At 41.3% G+C, this 16,670-nt stretch carries 15 protein-coding genes and 4 pseudogenes; 11 read left to right on the top strand and 8 right to left on the bottom strand.

All coding sequences use genetic code 11. The annotated features are described in order from the left end of the window. Positions 1-46 precede the first annotated feature (46 nt). From F7734_RS29530 to F7734_RS29510, 5 genes and pseudogenes are all read left to right on the top strand, one after another. Entirely contained in the window at positions 47-271 is a 225-nt protein-coding gene (locus F7734_RS29530) for a DUF433 domain-containing protein (protein WP_155748140.1), read from the top strand. A 60-nt stretch (positions 272-331) separates the two neighbouring features. Beyond that, the gene (locus F7734_RS29525; RefSeq protein ID WP_155748139.1) at positions 332-778 is read left to right on the top strand and encodes a nucleotidyltransferase domain-containing protein; all 447 of its coding nucleotides are present in this window, start codon (positions 332-334) and stop codon (positions 776-778) included. After that, complete coding sequence (locus F7734_RS29520) at positions 775-1,209, top strand: DUF86 domain-containing protein (RefSeq protein WP_155748138.1); 435 nt, start codon at positions 775-777, stop codon at positions 1,207-1,209. The genes F7734_RS29525 and F7734_RS29520 overlap by 4 nt, the downstream gene beginning before the upstream one ends. A 94-nt stretch (positions 1,210-1,303) precedes the next feature. Further along, a pseudogene (locus F7734_RS64010) lies at positions 1,304-1,486 on the top strand (CRISPR-associated endoribonuclease Cas6); the annotation flags it as partial. 26 nt (positions 1,487-1,512) lie between these two features. After that, positions 1,513-1,722 (top strand): annotated as a pseudogene (locus tag F7734_RS29510) (CRISPR-associated endonuclease Cas1); the annotation flags it as partial. A 3-nt stretch (positions 1,723-1,725) separates the two neighbouring features. Here F7734_RS29510 and iscB read toward each other — a convergent pair. Next, complete coding sequence (iscB, locus tag F7734_RS29505) at positions 1,726-3,102, bottom strand: RNA-guided endonuclease IscB (protein ID WP_243147164.1); 1,377 nt, start codon at positions 3,100-3,102, stop codon at positions 1,726-1,728. Between the two features lie 257 nt (positions 3,103-3,359). Between iscB and F7734_RS29500 the strand changes: the two are divergent. Then, positions 3,360-3,482 (top strand): annotated as a pseudogene (locus F7734_RS29500) (type I-D CRISPR-associated endonuclease Cas1); the annotation flags it as partial. A 72-nt stretch (positions 3,483-3,554) separates the two neighbouring features. Next, positions 3,555-3,856 (top strand): annotated as a pseudogene (gene cas2, locus F7734_RS29495) (CRISPR-associated endonuclease Cas2). Between the two features lie 1,246 nt (positions 3,857-5,102). Here the strand turns inward: cas2 and F7734_RS29490 are convergent. From F7734_RS29490 to alaS, 6 genes are all read right to left on the bottom strand, one after another. Beyond that, positions 5,103-6,641: a glycosyltransferase gene (locus tag F7734_RS29490; RefSeq protein WP_155748137.1), complete on the bottom strand. Its 1,539-nt coding sequence runs from the start codon at positions 6,639-6,641 to the stop codon at positions 5,103-5,105. A gap of 633 nt (positions 6,642-7,274) precedes the next feature. Then, positions 7,275-7,847 carry a hypothetical protein gene (locus F7734_RS29485; RefSeq protein ID WP_155748136.1) on the bottom strand — a complete coding sequence of 191 codons (573 nt, stop codon included), beginning with the start codon at positions 7,845-7,847 and terminating at the stop codon, positions 7,275-7,277. 290 nt (positions 7,848-8,137) lie between these two features. Further along, on the bottom strand, positions 8,138-8,524 hold the full coding sequence (locus F7734_RS29480) for a VanZ family protein (protein ID WP_155748135.1): 387 nt from the start codon (positions 8,522-8,524) through the stop codon (positions 8,138-8,140). A gap of 3 nt (positions 8,525-8,527) precedes the next feature. Then, positions 8,528-8,908 (bottom strand): VanZ family protein, encoded by a 381-nt coding sequence (locus F7734_RS29475; protein WP_155748134.1) that lies wholly within the window; start codon positions 8,906-8,908, stop codon positions 8,528-8,530. Between the two features lie 182 nt (positions 8,909-9,090). Then, positions 9,091-9,351 (bottom strand): hypothetical protein, encoded by a 261-nt coding sequence (locus tag F7734_RS29470; protein ID WP_155748133.1) that lies wholly within the window; start codon positions 9,349-9,351, stop codon positions 9,091-9,093. Positions 9,352-9,533: 182 nt separating this feature from the next. Continuing rightward, a complete protein-coding gene (alaS, locus tag F7734_RS29465; RefSeq protein ID WP_155748132.1) occupies positions 9,534-12,179 on the bottom strand; it encodes an alanine--tRNA ligase in 2,646 nt (881 codons plus the stop codon). Positions 12,180-12,482: 303 nt separating this feature from the next. On the opposite strand from alaS, the gene F7734_RS29460 reads away from it, so the two are divergent. Both F7734_RS29460 and F7734_RS29455 read left to right on the top strand, forming a co-directional pair. Then, entirely contained in the window at positions 12,483-12,686 is a 204-nt protein-coding gene (locus F7734_RS29460; RefSeq protein ID WP_155748131.1) for a heavy-metal-associated domain-containing protein, read from the top strand. A gap of 781 nt (positions 12,687-13,467) precedes the next feature. Further along, complete coding sequence (locus F7734_RS29455) at positions 13,468-14,502, top strand: diguanylate cyclase (protein ID WP_155748130.1); 1,035 nt, start codon at positions 13,468-13,470, stop codon at positions 14,500-14,502. On the opposite strand, the gene F7734_RS29450 is transcribed toward F7734_RS29455, so the two are convergent. Next, positions 14,499-15,206 carry an ATP-dependent Zn protease gene (locus F7734_RS29450; RefSeq protein ID WP_155748129.1) on the bottom strand — a complete coding sequence of 236 codons (708 nt, stop codon included), beginning with the start codon at positions 15,204-15,206 and terminating at the stop codon, positions 14,499-14,501. The two genes, F7734_RS29455 and F7734_RS29450, sit on opposite strands and share 4 nt — an antisense overlap. 148 nt (positions 15,207-15,354) lie before the next feature. Between F7734_RS29450 and F7734_RS29445 the strand changes: the two genes are divergently transcribed. Both F7734_RS29445 and F7734_RS29440 read left to right on the top strand, forming a co-directional pair. Further along, positions 15,355-16,149 carry a DUF4058 family protein gene (locus F7734_RS29445; protein ID WP_155748128.1) on the top strand — a complete coding sequence of 265 codons (795 nt, stop codon included), beginning with the start codon at positions 15,355-15,357 and terminating at the stop codon, positions 16,147-16,149. Between the two features lie 290 nt (positions 16,150-16,439). Next, entirely contained in the window at positions 16,440-16,646 is a 207-nt protein-coding gene (locus F7734_RS29440; protein ID WP_155748127.1) for a type II toxin-antitoxin system HicB family antitoxin, read from the top strand. Positions 16,647-16,670: the final 24 nt, after the last annotated feature.

Below are 16,670 nucleotides of genomic sequence, written 5' to 3'. Positions count from 1 at the left end.
AAACTGCCAAGACAAACACCACACCACACTTTTGTAGAGGTCAACAATGGACGAGCGACAACTTTTGGAGAGAATTACCGTTAACCCAAAAATATTTGGAGGTAAGCCGATTATTCGAGATCGTCGTCTAGCAGTTGAGCATATTTTAGGGATGCTCGCAGCAGGAGACACTGTTGAAACTTTGCTAAAAGGTTACCCTTGGTTAGAAATAGAAGATGTGCAAGCCTGTCTAGTTTATGCTTCTTGGCTAGGAGGTCATGAACGAAATTAGACGTAACAAAGTTACATCCCCTACTCAATCTTGTGTTCCTCAATACCTCCTTAAACTGCAATGGATACACCAACAATTCAAGAACTAAGGGAACTTACCCAACAACTTCCTGAAAGAATTCCTTATCTCAAAATGTTAGTTTTGTTTGGTTCTAGAGCTACTGGTAAAATCCATGCTCAAAGTGACTGGGATTTTGCAGCACTTTACAATCAAGAGGAGCGAAAGACACATATTCAAGATAATGACTGGGGGTGGTTTGGAGTTCCTCTTATCCTAGGGGAAAGTTTTGGAATAAATCCCGATAAAATAGATGTATTAGAACTTAATAATTGCTCCTGGTTAATCGCCCATTTTGTTGCTCGTGACGGTATTCTTCTTTATGAGAAAGCTCCAGGTGGGTTTGAATATTTTCGACTCACTTCATTAAGACCAGAGTCAGAAATGAAGAAATTTCGCCAACAGCAAAGACAACTTATCGAAATGGCATTGCAAAAGTGGGGATTATGAGTAACATAGACTGGGAAATCGTTTTAGTCAAACTTCTGTTCCTTGTAAAATATTGCAACAATTTAGAAGGGTGTAAAGCGATTAGCCTTGAGGAGTATTTGGGTGATTTTAACCAGCAATTAATTGTTGAAAGACTTATACAACTTATGGTAGAAGCAGCAACAGATATTAATAAATATTTGTTACTGCATTTATATCAAATTAGTCCGACCACAAACTTTGATTCTTTCAGTGAAGCTGGAAAAAAAGGCATCATCACTCAAAATTTAGCAGATGAACTGGCACAATCAGTTGGAATGCGGAACATTTTAGTTCATCGGTACAAAGACATAAATAGCAGAATAGTATTTTTGGCTACTCCAAAAGTTTTGCAACAGTATCGACTCTATGTACAGCAAGTTACAGCTTATAGTGATTCGTTAGAGGTATGAAGATAGCCATCCAGCAAGAATGCAGTATCAGTTTAAAGGTTAAAGCATAATAGTGGGCAATGCCCACCCAACAATCTAAAATCCAAATTGGTTTATGCCGCACAGTCTTGTCCTTAACATTGTCCCCCAGTCCCCTATCTACCCAGAATTTCTATCAGGGAGACACTACCATGCCTTGTTCCTTACTCTTATCAGTTCTGTCGATCGCAATTTAGGAGATTACTTACACACATCTAACGCCGACAAAGCGTTTACTCTTTCTCCTTTACAAGTGCAACGCCATCGGGAAGGATACCCAATCCCCTCAAAGTTGATGGTGTTGTGGTGCTCGGACGCGCTACAGTTTCACCGGCTGCTGTCAATGAATTATTGCAGCGTCAAATTCCGCTCACATTTCTCACAGATACAGGTCGTTATTTAGGACGTTTGGAACCAGAAATGACAAAGAACATATTTGTACGTAAAGCCCAATGGGATGCTGCTGGCGATACGCCCCAAGCTATTCATGTCTTGCTATTAGATAGCTCTAAAACGAAGTAAATCTTGGTCAATTGTAGTAAAACTGTATTCATAGCCATCAGCACGATGAATAAGTTTGACGTAGTGCCTAGCTACGGCAATACGACGTGTGCTAATTAGGACTTCTACTCCTTTAGGCGTTGGAGTTTTAACCCTAGCACGATAAATTCCCGAGCGAACGAGTTTGCGATCTTTCACTAAATTACAAATCACATAATCACCTGCTGTTGCGTGAGTGTATTTCTGATTTTTGCTCACTAGCTTAACTTCTTTTTTACCAGTCAGCGGATTCTTTTTAACACTGGCAATTGCTGGAAAGCCTTTAGCATTGACTCTTTGTATTTGCCTTGTGCCGTGTCCAGTACAAGTCACTCGTAATGGTTGACATACACGTAATTTAACTATTTCCAGTGTTCCAACACAAGCACTATCAATCCAGTGCTGTTTGGGCAAGCCGCTTTTAATCCTAATCATCTTCGTAGATGCACCATCACCACTAATTACAGGCAATCCAAATTGCTGTGCCATCTCAAATATAGCTTTTCGGGTAGAGTTGACAGCCGCCGCATCACTTAATGACTTTTTTTGGTTGGCTTTAATTTTTTGAAGAATTTCGCCTTTGTTTTTCAAAAATTGCTCTACTGGTTTATTCCCTTTTTTTTGGTTACATTTTTCACATGATAAAGTCAGGTTTGAGAAGCGATCGCTACCACCTTTACTTCGTGGATTGATATGCTCCATCTGCAAGGGGACATCTGTCTTGCCACAATATACGCATTCTCTACCCCAGTGTTCTAGAAGTGCTTCGCGTAAAGTGTAACCCCACAGTGTTCCCTGCTGATATTCGATCCCTTCGATCTCAGGTGTTTCCAATTTTTGCAGATCGAATTTAACAGATTCAATTGCAATTGATTTAATGGGAGCGACCTTAAGCAACCTTTTAATCCAAGTCTGAGTGGTTAACAATCGATGACGTAAACTGGGTGCTAACCATCCAAGTGGCTTTTTGCGGTCAAATCTCTTTTTCCGGTAACGAAGTCTTCTGGATCTCCTAGAACGGCGAACACCAGATCTGTTGATTAATTCCATTTTAATTGCTAATCCCCGATGTTCTAGTTCCATTGCCCAGACTACTTCATTTTTCTTTAAATCTACTAAGCTCATCCCTGTATAGCGGCTTCCTGGGTCAATTCGGAGTTCTAAATATGGTTCTACATTTTCATCTACCATACTCTCTAAAATTAGAGTAAATGGAAATAATTTAAGTTTTTTAGCTTTTCTCTGTGCTTGAAGAATCCTAGCTCTCACTGGTGTTGTTGGTTTTAGTATTTTTCCATTCTTACTTAAAACAAATACAGAATTAGTCATCATCATTTGATGAATCTCCCTATTGGGGTATAGTATGCCTCGACACTGCTTTTAAACTTCTCAAAAAGGTTCGGTGTTGCACTGGCACAAAGCAGCCATGTTCCTCCCTCGACGCTTGAGACTGGCTAATCTCATTAAGTCATGATTTAAAAGCGGACTTAAACCTTTGCAGGTAACGCAGAATAAACAGTTCTACGCTGAGTCTTGGTGAAGTCAGTTAATCGAATTACTCCGATTAACTACGAATTACTTCGTTTTGCGAACTTCTCCAGGGATTTGTACGCGGTAAGCTCAAAAACTATCGTACCACCCTTGTGCGCCGTCAACGAGAATGCGCCGATATAGATTTATCCACTTTTATCCACCGCTTAGAGCAAGCAATTGCGGTTAGGAGGGGTAAAAATAATGTGCAGCTTCATATTAAATTGGTATTAGAAACTAAAGGCAGAATTCTCTCAATGAACGTTGTTGTGTCTTATGACATTTCCGAAGATAAGCGCCGTACAAAAATCCATAGCGTGCTAAAGTCTTACGGACAGTGGGTACAGTATAGCGTGTTTGAGTGCCAACTCACTGACACCCAATATGCGAAGTTGCGATAGCGTAAGCGCTAACGGCTAAAGCCGTATCGCGTTTGAATAAATTAATAAAGCCCGATACCGATAGCATCCGCTTTTACTTTCTATGCGCTTGCTGTTTTGCTAAAGTTGAGCGAATCGGTGGAGAGCCAGTACGCGACGACACAATTTTCTTCGCTTAATTGGGCGGATGGGTAGGTGTTAGAAAAGAACCTACCAGAAAACAATTATTAAGATGCACATTTTTTACGAATTTTCAAGTATTTGCCATTGCTAAATAACTTAACAAACAACCACTAGAGCGCGATCGGTTGCCATTTTCTGATAAGCAAGAGCAAAACTAATATTTATGTGCCACTGCACAATTTTCTCTGCTCACATTTAATCAAGACAGGTAACTCTCTATAAACATTCGTAACAAGTTAGGGTATTTGTAAAAGTCATGGAAATGAAAATTCTTGAGAAGACTTTGTAGAAAACTTACAATTTAGGAAAAAGTCCACATAATCTTTACATCTATCTCTCCGGAATACAGTTAAAGTTTTTTCATTAGGTTAATTTGATAGCTGATTATTGAATTGAGCAGCCCTATCTTAACCTGCCAAAAATGCTCTACCAAAGAATGCACCAGATTAAGTAATCGGACATAAATGTTACACATTAGACTTTAAGCTAAACATGAGTTTCAGGTGAAATGCAGTGTAATTAATTTGGTCTTACTACTTATAAGAAGTCATTTAATCCACAGTCAACAGTTCGCTCTCTATTCGCAATAGGTATATTGATATGAAAACCAAAGCAGGACGATTTCAGTTTGGGAGTTTTAGTGGCAAGTCTATCTATTACTTGTTGGGATTATTTACCTTTACTATTGTGTTGACTTCTCCTAGCGTAGTCATGATGCTAGATGCATTATTACTACAGGCAGTATCATATTCAAGCGCATTAATAACTCAACTATCATTAATGCAGTTTGTCTCATCGTGTCCTAAATTAATTTTTCCTTTTCTCGTGACTTTGACTGTAATCTACGCTCTCTTCAGAAATTTTAAGTTATCTTTAGTCTTCACTTTGTTGCTACTCCCAATTGGCTTTATTATTAAAGCGTGTGTTGGATAAAAAAATCAACAGGACATAGTAGCTTGGATATCAGCTAGTACACAACGACACAATTTTCTTCGCTTAATTCCCGGAACGGTAAGTTTTGGAAAAGAACCAATCGGCAAAATGGCTAAATTCCTTTGGCATAAGGGCTTACTGCAATTATATCACCTTACCTATCCGCGCACCTGACTTAGACTAGATTTCAGCTATTTCCCCTTGACTCTGATTACTGATTAACCCCATCAAGCCTAATTTTTCATCAAGGCTGACGAGTGCGTCGTGTAAAAAAATGTAAAAAATAAGATTCCTGAAAAAGTGGAAGCACTATGTGGCAGTAACTGTACTCAGTACTCGTTGATGACATTCAAAGTAGAGGTTACTCAAGTCCTCCAAAGAAACATCGTTACGCGGTTGAGGATTCAGGAAGTAGGGATGGATTGGCAGAAATTCAACCTGAGACTGTGCTTCAGGTGAAGACACAATCTGCTCTATTAAAGTCAGGTAATTTTGAGCAGTCGTGTCCCAAGTATAATTCCTTAGCACTCGTCGCCGACCTTCAACAGCAAAACGCTCCCACTCTTGAGGATCGCATAACAACCGCTCCAAACCACGAGCAATATCAGCAGGATCTTCGGGGTCAACAAGTACGCCATATTCGCGATCGCCCTGTTGCAAGCTCTCACTAGGACCCCCGTTCTGAGTTGCTACCACTGGTAATCCCGCCGCCGCCGCTTCCAAAGGAGCCAAGCCAAAAGGTTCATAGAGTGCAGTCAAAGCAAACACCGATCGCCTTTTAGCCATATATCGGTAAGCTGCTGCAAGTGACTCCTGTGATGGACTTGGTAAGCCAAAAGCACCGATTTTGCCCCACAAGTTGTTTTCCTCAACCACCTTCCGAATAGGAGCTAACACCTCAGTTTTGGTCATATCGTCGCTGGCTTTTTCTCGCAGTGGATCGTCTAGTCCCCCTGTCAGCAGCAACAAGTTAGCTCGTTCTTGAAGGGTTTCACTCATTGCAAAAGCCTGAACCAACCCTAATAAATTTTTTTTCAGTTCCAAGCGACTTGATGCCAAAATAGCAGGCAATTCCCGGCGTGACTCTGCAATATCCCGTGTCAAACGCTCTTGAATGAACTCGCAAATCGTGTTTTCGTTTTCGGAACGCGCATCCTTACCGAAAATAGAGAAATCAGCGCCTGGTGGAATTACCGCAAAGCGATTGTCGTTATCTACATCCACTGCATTCTGATATACACAATGAGAGTACTGTTCAAAGCGTTCTTGCCGTGTACTGGTAATATTGACCGCCGAACGGTTCATGCTCAACCGTTCCGCTAAAATGCGGTATCTGAAATTGAATTGCTCGTCTATTTGAGACAAATTCTCTGGTGTGACCTCCAATTTATCTATCTTTTGGGCACCGAGAGAATGAGCTGTAAAGGTGAAAGGTATTCCTGTCTTCTCTTTAATAAGAACGGCGGTGAGTCCTCCATCACCGTAGTGGGCAGTCATAGCATCAGGTAACCCACCTTCCTGCTGATAAAATTTTAGGATATTAGGTACCCAATCTTTGACTAAATGAGGCCACAAAGACTCTTTCGGCAGAAATTCTTTCGGTCCTGCTGGTAACCGAATGATGCGAACGTTATCAATATCTGGATAAGAATCAAACGTTTCCCCAAACTCCGGCCAGTTCGGATCGATAATTTGGCGGGTGATAATATCAACTTTATGACCTTCTCTAGCCATTGCGATCGCAACTTGCCTAACATAGACTAGCTGACCGCCAAAATCTGCATGTTCTGCTATGTGACTGTTGCCTGAATCAAAGTTGCCCTGAGGGTTGAGAAATCCAATATGCATTGCCCACTTCCTAATACAAGTTGATTTCCACCTATATTTCCGCCTAAACGCTGCAACACAACAGCTTGACAAGTTTACCTTGACTTGCCTTGACTGAGGAACTCAAGCACGGAGACTGTATGCGATCGCCATCAAAAAGTCAGCCCAAATATTTTTACCGGCTTTCTGTGACGTACATTTAACCGATTCATGCATTTTTCTGTTCCTAATACTTAATTTAATCTTTAATGGGGTTTGCTCGCATATACCCCATGACATAAAGTGTTTTCAGTGACCTTTTAAACCTGCACTTTATCTATAATACTTGTTATTGGCGCTACAGAAAAGTATACTTCTTAGCCGTTTTTAGTATAGTTGCCTTTAAAAATTACACAGGTTATTATCCAGAATCTGTTCATGTTGATAAAATTTATTGCACACGAGAGAACAGAGCTTGGTGTAAGGAAAGGGGTACTATGTAGTCGTGCAAAATTATTTATATATCTCTTGAAACTGGGATTACGGTTTTACAAGGATTTCAAGCGACGTGAATATAAAATTAATTTTGCACGAGTACTTACATGACTTTCAGCCTTAACTGAACCGTATTGCTATATAAGCATTATTCTGATATCGTCAATATTGGTTACTAAATTATGGCCCTACATCAAGGTTAAAGTAGAAGTTCTTGTCCACAACTTTGTTACTGCCGTCATACAAAATCATAGGTATAACTACTCGGTGCTGTCCTGATTCTACCTGCCAACTCTTTTCAAAGTTTCCAACATAATGGCAGCCCCGGCTTAGTGGAAAGCTACTAGTGGTTGAAAGGCCGTATTCATAACTCTCCAGAGACTTTTTAAACAAATACGCCTTGCCTTCTAGCAGATTGACTGTCGCTTCTGGAGATATGCAGTAACGTAAATTGACGACTCTAAGGTTGTCTCCAGCTCTCAGTGGGACACGTTCCTTATATCTCACCGACTTAGGTTCGTCGTTATTAATTTGCACACTCACACAATCAACATAAACTTGATTAGTGGTAATTTTATTGCATTCTGAGCAGGTTGACTTACTTGAATTTGTGCAAGTAACCGTAGCAGAAGACATTGCTTCGGAAGAAGTCTTGTTAGATGTTTGAATCAGCGCAGCTCCCAGTGTTGCCACCGCACCTATAAAAGCAACACCAACGGGGACAAGTAAGTATCTAATCCAGGCTCGCAACATGTAATTTAGTCTCCAGTCAATTTAAGTTGATTTCCACCTAGATTTCCGCCTAAACGTTGCAACACAACAGCTTGACAAGTTTACCTTGACTTGACAAAACTGAGGAACTCAAGCACGGAGACTGTATGCGATCGCCATCAAAAAGTCAGCCCAAAGGCTTTCACAGATTTTCTGCAACGTAAATTCAGCCGATTCATGCATTTTTTCCTAATACTTAAGTTAATCCCTAATGGGACTGACTTACCATATATCCGATGACATAAACAGTAACCGGTGACCAATGACTCCTATCATCCTTTGGAAGATTTTTTCACCTGAGTCATTTCTGCCAACCAGCTAAATAAAACGATCCCGCCAAAATCAGCAGCTAAGTCTACCAAATCAAAACTCCGATGTGGCGTTAATTTTTGCAGAAACTCTTCACTAACTGTAAAAAGACTAACTAAAAGAGGAGCCATTGGCACCAAAAAAATCCAAATTTTCACCTTCCGTTTTTCTAAAGCCAAATCTCCCAAATAGGCTGCCATACCTATCAGAAGGAAATGCATTATCGTATCATAATAAGGAAATTGTGCTATTTCATTGGGTATAATTTTTATGTAAGCTGAAATACATATTGATAGCAAAATGCCAAGATAAAACCAAAAGGCAAATATCCAAAAGCGGTTTGACAGCATTTTTTAGTGAGTGTTTTTCAAGTTTTTACGTTCCGCCAACCAAGTAAAAAAGACAATACCGCATAAATCGGCTAGAAGATCCAACTCATCGACCCCTGCACGCCATATAAATTTTTCTGTAATTTCATCTATACTACAAAAAAAGAAAATTATTATTGGTGCAATAGGTAAGGAAATTTGAAAAAATCTCAAATTATATTTCTTTACAGATAAGTGCGCTATATAAGAAATAAATCCTATCAAAATGAAATGTCCCATTAAATCTATAGGGGTGCTTTTCGTAACTTGAGATGGAATAACTTTTGTATAGACCGCAAAAGCCAGTAGACCCAAGAGTGTCAGATAAAAACAAAGTACAACAAGCAAAGAGCGGTTGATTTTCATTGGTTACACTATTTGATGATTTTGGATGCGTGGATTGTGGTTTTCACAAATCATTGATGAGTCCTATAGCTAGTTAAGAATTCAAAATAAATAAGAGCATTCCGCAAAGGAACGCTCTCAATCAGGAAAATTCATATTAACTTTATAAAATAGCTAACAAAATCCCAATTTAAGTGAAATCTCTAGGCATGAAGATTTGCTTGTTCTTGTAACCAAGGATCGACAGGTGTGCCATCTTTACGACGCAATTCTATTTCAACCACCATGACCTCTTGTGAACCAGGAGGAGCAGGTTTTTGATGGAAAAGAATGTCAAAATCAGCAGGATTTTGATTGCGTTCCTTCAACCATTCTTGCACTTTTGTGATAGCAAACAATGATTGCCCCTGTTCAAACATTCGGGTAATTTGCATTTGTAGTGAGAAGGGATTTAAGCGACCCATTTTTTACCCCCTTTATATTATTTTGAATCAAGCTAGTGCTCACCTCGTTCCCAGGCTCCGCCTGGGAATGCCTTAGTAGAGGCTCCGCCTCCTGTGGTCTACCTACAAAGCGAGGCGGAGCCTCGCAGTCTGCATTCCCAGGTAGAACCTGGGAACGAGAGAGAGAGAGAAACCACTAACCACTAACCACTAACCACTTTCAACAATTCAGCTTTTGCTGTCTCCAACGCTTCTGGCAATTTACTAGCATCACGTCCACCTGCTTGTGCAAGGTTCGGGCGTCCGCCACCACCTCCACCACAGATTTTAGCGATCGCACCAACAAATTTACCAGCTTGCAAACCTTTCTGATTCACTTCCGAACTAAAAGCTGCAACTAAGCTAACTTTATCTGCTTCCGGAACCGAACCCAAAACAACAGCACCGTTACCAAGTTTTTGCAGCAACCGTTCGGCTACTGTTTTCAAAGATTCGGGATCGACATCTTCCATCTTGGCGACAAGAATTTTAAACTCGCCAACAACTTCAACTTTATCCAGCAAGCTATCAGATTTGGCGATCGCTAACTGTGACTTGAGCGTTTCTAATTCCTTCTGAGCGGTTTTCAGTTCGTTTTGCAGGATGGTGATTCTATCTGGTAGTTCTTCAGGTTTTACCTTGAAGCGATCGCTCAAATCCTTAACAACTTTATCCCGAACATTCAGGTACTCTAAAATTGCAGCACCAGAAACAGCTTCAATCCGCCGCACTCCCGAAGCCACCCCAGATTCAGAGATAATTTTGAAAACCCCGATTTCTGAAGTATTGCTAACATGAGTCCCGCCGCACAGTTCCATGGAAACACCAGGGAAATCAATCACCCGCACTTGTTCGCCGTACTTTTCGCCGAACATTGCAACAGCACCCCTTGCTTTTGCTTCAGCTAAGGGCAGAATCTCCACTTTAGCAGAGTGAGCTTCACCAATCCAAAGATTAATCACTTCCTCAACTTGCTGCAATTCTTCTGGTGTGACGGGACGCGGACAGTTAAAGTCAAACCGCAGTCTATCAAAGGATACCAGCGAACCTGCTTGCGAAATTCCCTCATCAACAACTTTCTTCAAAGCTGCTTGTAAGAGGTGAGTGGCTGTATGGTTAGCTTGAACGCGACGGCGACAAGCAGGATCGATTTGAGCCAATACCTCATCCCCAACTCTCAGAGTTCCCCGTTCAATGCGTCCAAAGTGAACAAAGAAATCCGATTCTTTCTTCACATCGTGAATCGTCACGAGAACACCATCACCAGAAATATAACCGCGATCGCCAATTTGTCCCCCCGATTCAGCATAAAATGGGGTTTGGTCGAGGACAATTTGTACCTCTGTTCCTGCTTCTGCTTCTTCTTGCGAGACACCACCCACCAACAACACTTCCACTTTTGATGTTGCAGCGCTTTGGGTGTAACCCAAAAATTCTGTAACATGGATGTGCTCGGCGAGTTGATCGAGAGAACCCTGTACGGTGAGGTCGATAGTTTCGTGGGCGTCTCTTCCCCGTTGTTTTTGCTTTTCCATTTCCACCTCAAACCCTTCCTCATCAACTGTGAGGTTGTTCTCAGCAGCAATTTCCGATGTCAGCTCTACAGGGAAACCATAGGTATCGTACAAAGTGAAAGCACTTTCTCCACTAATTTGAGTTTTGCCTTGGCTTTTGACTTCAGCAATAATTTCTTCCAGCAGTTCTTCTCCACGTTCCAAAGTTTTCAGGAAGCGAGACTCTTCTCTTTGCAATTCTGCCTTAATTGCTGCTTCTCGCTGACGCAAATTGGGGTAAGCTTCTTCAGAAAGAGCGATCGCAACTTCAGCCACCTGGGTTGTAAATTCACCTTGAATTCCCACCAACCGCCCGTGACGTACAGCGCGACGAATCAGGCGGCGCAACACATAACCCCGTCCCACGTTAGAAGCGCGGATCTCATCAGCTATCATGTGAACGATGGAGCGAATGTGATCCCCAATCACCTTCAGGGAAACTTTGGTTTCCTCATCAACTTTGGTGTAATCAATCCCAGCAATTTCTGCTGCTTTTTTAATGATAGGGAAAACAAGATCGGTTTCGTAGTTGTTGGGAACACCTTGGAGAATTTGAGCCATCCTCTCCAAACCCATCCCCGTATCAATATTCTTGTTAGCCAGAGGAGTTAAGTTCCCACTCGCATCCCGGTTGTATTGCATGAACACGAGATTGTAAAACTCGATAAACCGGGTATCATCCTCCAAATCGATACTATCATCGCCCCGTTCTGGGTGGAAGTCGTAGTAAAATTCCGAACAGGGACCACACGGACCTGTAGGACCAGAATTCCAGAAATTATCATCCTCTCCCAAGCGCTTAATCCGTGCTTCGAGGACTCCAATTTTATCGCGCCAGATTGCAAACGCTTCGTCATCTTCGCGAAACACGCTCACCACCAAATGTTCGGGAGGTAAATTAAATACCTTTGTAACCAACTCCCAACCCCAAGCGATCGCTTGTTCCTTAAAATAATCACCAAAGCTAAAGTTCCCCAACATTTCAAAAAATGTATGGTGTCGTTTAGTGCGCCCGACATTTTCGATATCGTTGGTGCGAATGCATTTTTGAGAAGTTGTAGCACGCTTGAATTCAGGTGTACGCTGACCCAAAAATATAGGTTTAAATGGTAACATCCCCGCGATCGTCAGCAGCACGGTTGGGTCTTCCGGCACCAGAGAGGCACTTGGAAGAACTTGGTGTCCCCGTTGGGCGTAGAAGTCGAGGAATGTTTTGCGAATTTCGTTACCGCTGAGGTACTGGGGATTTACTGACATAAGCTCTTACAAATATGAAGTATCAGGGGTGAAGTCTAAATAAAAGCATAACTTTATATTACATTGTAATACATACTTCATACTTTATCCTTGACCCTTTCTGAGGTATATTTTGGCATTTTGCCGTTAATAGTGACCAGTGACCAATGACAAATGACCAATGACAAATGACTAGTGACCAATGACCCATGACAAATGACCAGTGACCAGTTAATCCTAACTTTGGTAGGATGAGTGAGCGTATCTGTGATTTTTAGAATTAAAGCTGAAGAAAAAAACAAAATTTCCCAATAGAGGTAAATTATGGCATTAAAATTAAAAGTTCCCTCAATCGCCTGTCAGGGTTGTGCAGAAACCATTACCGAATCTATCCAAGTTGTAGAACCAGATGCCAAGGTAGATGTGGATGTCCCAGGCAAAACTGTCACTGTGGAAGCCAAAGCTTCGGAAGAGTCAATCAAACAGGCAATTGTTGGGGCTGGTCACACTATTGAGGGTTATCAGTAAAAACGAAGTGTAAAATCTCTAAGTTTGTGTTTGTAGTTGCGGTGTATACGCTGAAGCGCAACTACAAACAAGTCAGTCTATATTGCCAGGATTTCTACGAAAATATACAGAAAATTATCAAGTCTTGTAATGGAAGTACACTCTAAAAAATAGAAACTTTACTGAGGGAGTAATACTTTTTTCAAGGTAAAAAATAAGTTAAGTGTTTGATTTTATGAAAAACTAGTTAACTCTATCCCAAAAATTACCGAAAGAAAGGCATAAGAGGATGTTTGAAAACTCAGGATTGATGTATCAAATATTTATTACCCCACCCTAACCCTCCCCTTGGAAAGGGGAGGGAACTAATACGTCAAATATTTATTACCCCACCTCTACCCTCCCTTGGAAAGGGGAGGGAACTAATACGTCAAATATTTATTACCCCACCCTAACCCTCCCCTTGGAAAGGGGAGGGAACTAATACACGTGTATTTTAAACATTCAATAAAGTTTATATATTATCATGAATCGCTCGGTAATTATACTATTCTACATCAAAAATAAGACACGAGACGTTGGGTATCAGAAATTGAAACCACAGCAACTGTAGTTATTTAAAGTAAAGTATGATGAGTAGCAAAAAATTAAAAATTCATATTGTGGCTAAGTATGAGACATTTATATACGTCTTAACTCTCCCTCATTAGACATACAGCCGTATATCACAAATCGCAGGGAGCATGAATTAAGTTCACAAAGTTCAAACCCTTTAAGTAGAAATAGGGCAAAAAGTAAAGCAATGAACATTTCCATTCCGATCTTTGGAGGTGATAGTTTTCTCGCTAAACTTCCGAAGGATATTCTAGATGCATCTTCTTTTAGCGTAGAACTCATCAGCGATTTCAATCAGGCGGTTTCGCGCATTCTAGTGACCCCGCCTGATGTCATATTGGTGCAGGGTAGTTGGAATGGCAGTATGGAATTATGTCATTGGTTAAAAGAACAAACAACGCTATCTTGGATTTACTGCATTCTGATTGAAGACACTCCCCAACTGCTTGCTCTGAAAAATACAAGCGGTGAGGATTGGGAGTTGGAGAGAACTTCTTTAGCACTACAACAAGGAGCAGATGCATACATTTGGTCTGTAGAGCAAAGAGGTGAGGAGTCAAGACAAGAAGAAATGGCTAGCCATCGCTTGCTACTCGCTCATTTAAATGTAGGTTTGCGGAAAGCACAAAAATATCGAGAACTCATCAAAAAAAATGATTTCCTCTCAGTCATAGCCCTGGCTGACTCACTAACAGAACTCAAGAATCGCCGTGCATTAGAGTCAGATTTGCCCAATCAAATTCAAAAAGCCCGCAGTCAAGGAACTCCACTCTCGTTAATTATTCTAGATGTGGACTATTTTAAAAAAGTTAATGATACCCACGGGCATTTGGTAGGCGATCGCCTTTTACAATTACTTTGTTGCCGCTTGCGCCACAACTTGCGGTTTCAAGATACTCCCTTTCGCTATGGTGGAGAAGAATTTGTGATAATCCTTCCCAATACGAATTGTGACGAAGCATACGCTGTAGCAAACCGTCTTAATTCCATAATCAGTAAGGAACCATTTGCCATCAACAACAAACTTTCTCTCAACGCCACAATCAGTTTGGGAACATCTTGTTTGCAAGCAGAAGACGACGCAAAGGGAGTCAGCCTGCTTCAGCGTGCGGATCGACACTTGTTGACAGCAAAAGCAACAGGGCGCGATCGTGTTGTGGGTTGCACTAGCCTCTCACTCCATCACATTCCACATCGCCAGACTGCTTCTTTTTTCAGTTAAAAACACTCCTCCCTACACCTACTCCCTACACCCTGTTTTTCCAATACGCGAGTACACTCTGCAACCGAAGCCCTTTGTCGCATGAGATCCACAAGGGCTTGGTAAGCCGACCAATGTTCTTGCAATAAAGTTTTCGCTTGGAGGAGACAAAATCGCTGTTTGAGATTGATATTCGTTCCAGCAAAACCCAAACTTTTCAACACTCCTGCTAGCTTGCTTTTATCGTCAGCACCTCCCTCAGTATTGTTGTAAACTAATGTTTCTGCAGCAATACCCGCCATCCAAGTTATGCAATAACGATCCAGCATTTGAGCGCTTATCTTACCTTGTTCGAGTTGAGATGCTAATTCCCCATCCTCAAAACTCACACCGCCTTGTCCCGGTTGTTTCTGTTTGATTGCTTCCCAAGCGCTGAGAGTGTAGCCAACAACTGGAATTCCCAACAAGTAAGCGACAAGAAAGTGTCCCGCTTCGTGGTGGAGGATACGTTCTCTGTATTCGGGTGAAAAACTAGCTATCCAATCTAAAAGAAGATTACCGCCCTTTCCTTGCAAACTGAAAGAGTCGAGAGTGGCGATTCCTAAAACCGTAAAGGTTGCCACTGCTGGAATTGTGGGCGATAGGTGAACGATTGGTCCCAGCAAGGTGGACATAGTCATGGCAAAGACAGATATTGCTATGAGATTCAGGGCTGTTTTGCTCATACTAAGATTGACTTATGTAATGTAATATTTCTTAATGTGTTTCTAATATTATGCGCTAATCTCCATCAAGAAGATACACTCAGACAAAAATTTCTCCCCAAAGAAGAGCAGAAATGTCAAGATGAGTATTAAGTTCTGAGGTTGCGCCATGCCTTCACCATTTCTAGGGGTCGATCCTTATCTCGAAAATCCCGATCTATGGTCTGAGGTACACAGTCGCTTGATTATGGCGATCGCGATCGCTCTAGCGCCCAGCCTCCGTCCCAAGTATCATGTAGCTGTAGAAAAGCGAACCTATCTTAGCGAAGTCGATCTATTGGTTGGTATCCCAGATGTAACAGTGTTTTCTCAGAAATCAACTTTCGGGCGTTCTTTTCCAAATGATTTTTCGTCCAATACAACTGTTAGTACACAAGAACCAGTGAAGGTTTCTGTACCATTGGTTGAAACTGTCGAAGAAAAATATCTAGAAATTAGAGAGATGGGAAAGAACTATGCAGTTACAGTTGTCGAACTTCTCTCTCCAAAAAACAAACACGCAGGAGAAGGACGAGACGCATACGAACGCAAGCGGCGTCAGGTGCTAGCAAGTATTACCAATTTGGTGGAAATTGACTTGCTTCGGAGTGGAAAATCTATGCCAATTATGGAAAGCTTGCCCAATAGCGATTATTGTATACTCAGTAGTCGTGGCGATCGCCGTCCTGAAGCGGATTTGTATGCTTTTAGTTTGCGACAATCAATTCCTTCATTTCCGTTACCGCTAGTTCCGCTTGACGTTGAACCAGTCGTAGATTTACAAACCTTAATAAACGAAGTATATGACCAAGCGGGATTTGACATGAGAATAGATTATTCTCAGCCTTGCTGGTTACCGCTTAAAGAAGCAGATGCAGCTTGGGCTAATGCTTTGTTGCAAGAAAAAGGATTACTTGCTTCTTAGAGGATGTTTGTTAAACTAGCCTTGGCGATTAGAAATCGCAGCTATACAGGCGAAACTCACCTACGTGAGTTTCAAAACATTGATTTTTATACCATTTTGAAAAAAGAGTACGACACACGGATTTTGTAGGGGCGCAAGGCATTGCGCCCCTACGCCTGGATCTGTTGCAAACATTTTTTGAATTGGTATTAGTAAGTCCGTAAAATCTTTTGAAACATCTAAAACATCCTTTTAGAAAAAGACGTAGCAGCAATAGAAGAATCGGAGCAATTAGAGCAAAGGGATGGAGAATGAAATATAGTATTTTGATTCAATGGTCTGAAAGCGATGAGGCATATGTAGCTAGTTTGCCTGAATGGGGAAAGTACGCTCGGACAGACGGAGAAACTTATGAAGAAGCACTTGAGAATGTCAAGGAAGTTTTAGAAGATCTGATATACGCCTATGAACAAACCAACAAGCCTTTACCAGAACCTTCTACACTACGGATAGCCTAAACTTTGTGATGACAATTTAGATAT

Source organism: Scytonema sp. UIC 10036, assembly GCF_009725235.1.
The sequence above is the reverse complement of the archived record's forward strand: the minus strand, read 5'-3'. Positions and strand labels throughout refer to the sequence as shown.

What these genes read in the sequence shown, in the direction of transcription:
- F7734_RS29530 (WP_155748140.1), top strand. Translation starts at nt 47, where the DNA reads ATGGACGAGCGACAACTTTTGGAGAGAATTACCGTTAACCCAAAAATA.
- F7734_RS29525 (WP_155748139.1), top strand. Translation starts at nt 332, where the DNA reads ATGGATACACCAACAATTCAAGAACTAAGGGAACTTACCCAACAACTT.
- F7734_RS29520 (WP_155748138.1), top strand. Translation starts at nt 775, where the DNA reads ATGAGTAACATAGACTGGGAAATCGTTTTAGTCAAACTTCTGTTCCTT.
- iscB (WP_243147164.1), bottom strand. Translation starts at nt 3,102, where the DNA reads ATGATGATGACTAATTCTGTATTTGTTTTAAGTAAGAATGGAAAAATA.
- F7734_RS29490 (WP_155748137.1), bottom strand. Translation starts at nt 6,641, where the DNA reads ATGCATATTGGATTTCTCAACCCTCAGGGCAACTTTGATTCAGGCAAC.
- F7734_RS29485 (WP_155748136.1), bottom strand. Translation starts at nt 7,847, where the DNA reads ATGTTGCGAGCCTGGATTAGATACTTACTTGTCCCCGTTGGTGTTGCT.
- F7734_RS29480 (WP_155748135.1), bottom strand. Translation starts at nt 8,524, where the DNA reads ATGCTGTCAAACCGCTTTTGGATATTTGCCTTTTGGTTTTATCTTGGC.
- F7734_RS29475 (WP_155748134.1), bottom strand. Translation starts at nt 8,908, where the DNA reads ATGAAAATCAACCGCTCTTTGCTTGTTGTACTTTGTTTTTATCTGACA.
- F7734_RS29470 (WP_155748133.1), bottom strand. Translation starts at nt 9,351, where the DNA reads ATGGGTCGCTTAAATCCCTTCTCACTACAAATGCAAATTACCCGAATG.
- alaS (WP_155748132.1), bottom strand. Translation starts at nt 12,179, where the DNA reads ATGTCAGTAAATCCCCAGTACCTCAGCGGTAACGAAATTCGCAAAACA.
- F7734_RS29460 (WP_155748131.1), top strand. Translation starts at nt 12,483, where the DNA reads ATGGCATTAAAATTAAAAGTTCCCTCAATCGCCTGTCAGGGTTGTGCA.
- F7734_RS29455 (WP_155748130.1), top strand. Translation starts at nt 13,468, where the DNA reads ATGAACATTTCCATTCCGATCTTTGGAGGTGATAGTTTTCTCGCTAAA.
- F7734_RS29450 (WP_155748129.1), bottom strand. Translation starts at nt 15,206, where the DNA reads ATGAGCAAAACAGCCCTGAATCTCATAGCAATATCTGTCTTTGCCATG.
- F7734_RS29445 (WP_155748128.1), top strand. Translation starts at nt 15,355, where the DNA reads ATGCCTTCACCATTTCTAGGGGTCGATCCTTATCTCGAAAATCCCGAT.
- F7734_RS29440 (WP_155748127.1), top strand. Translation starts at nt 16,440, where the DNA reads ATGAAATATAGTATTTTGATTCAATGGTCTGAAAGCGATGAGGCATAT.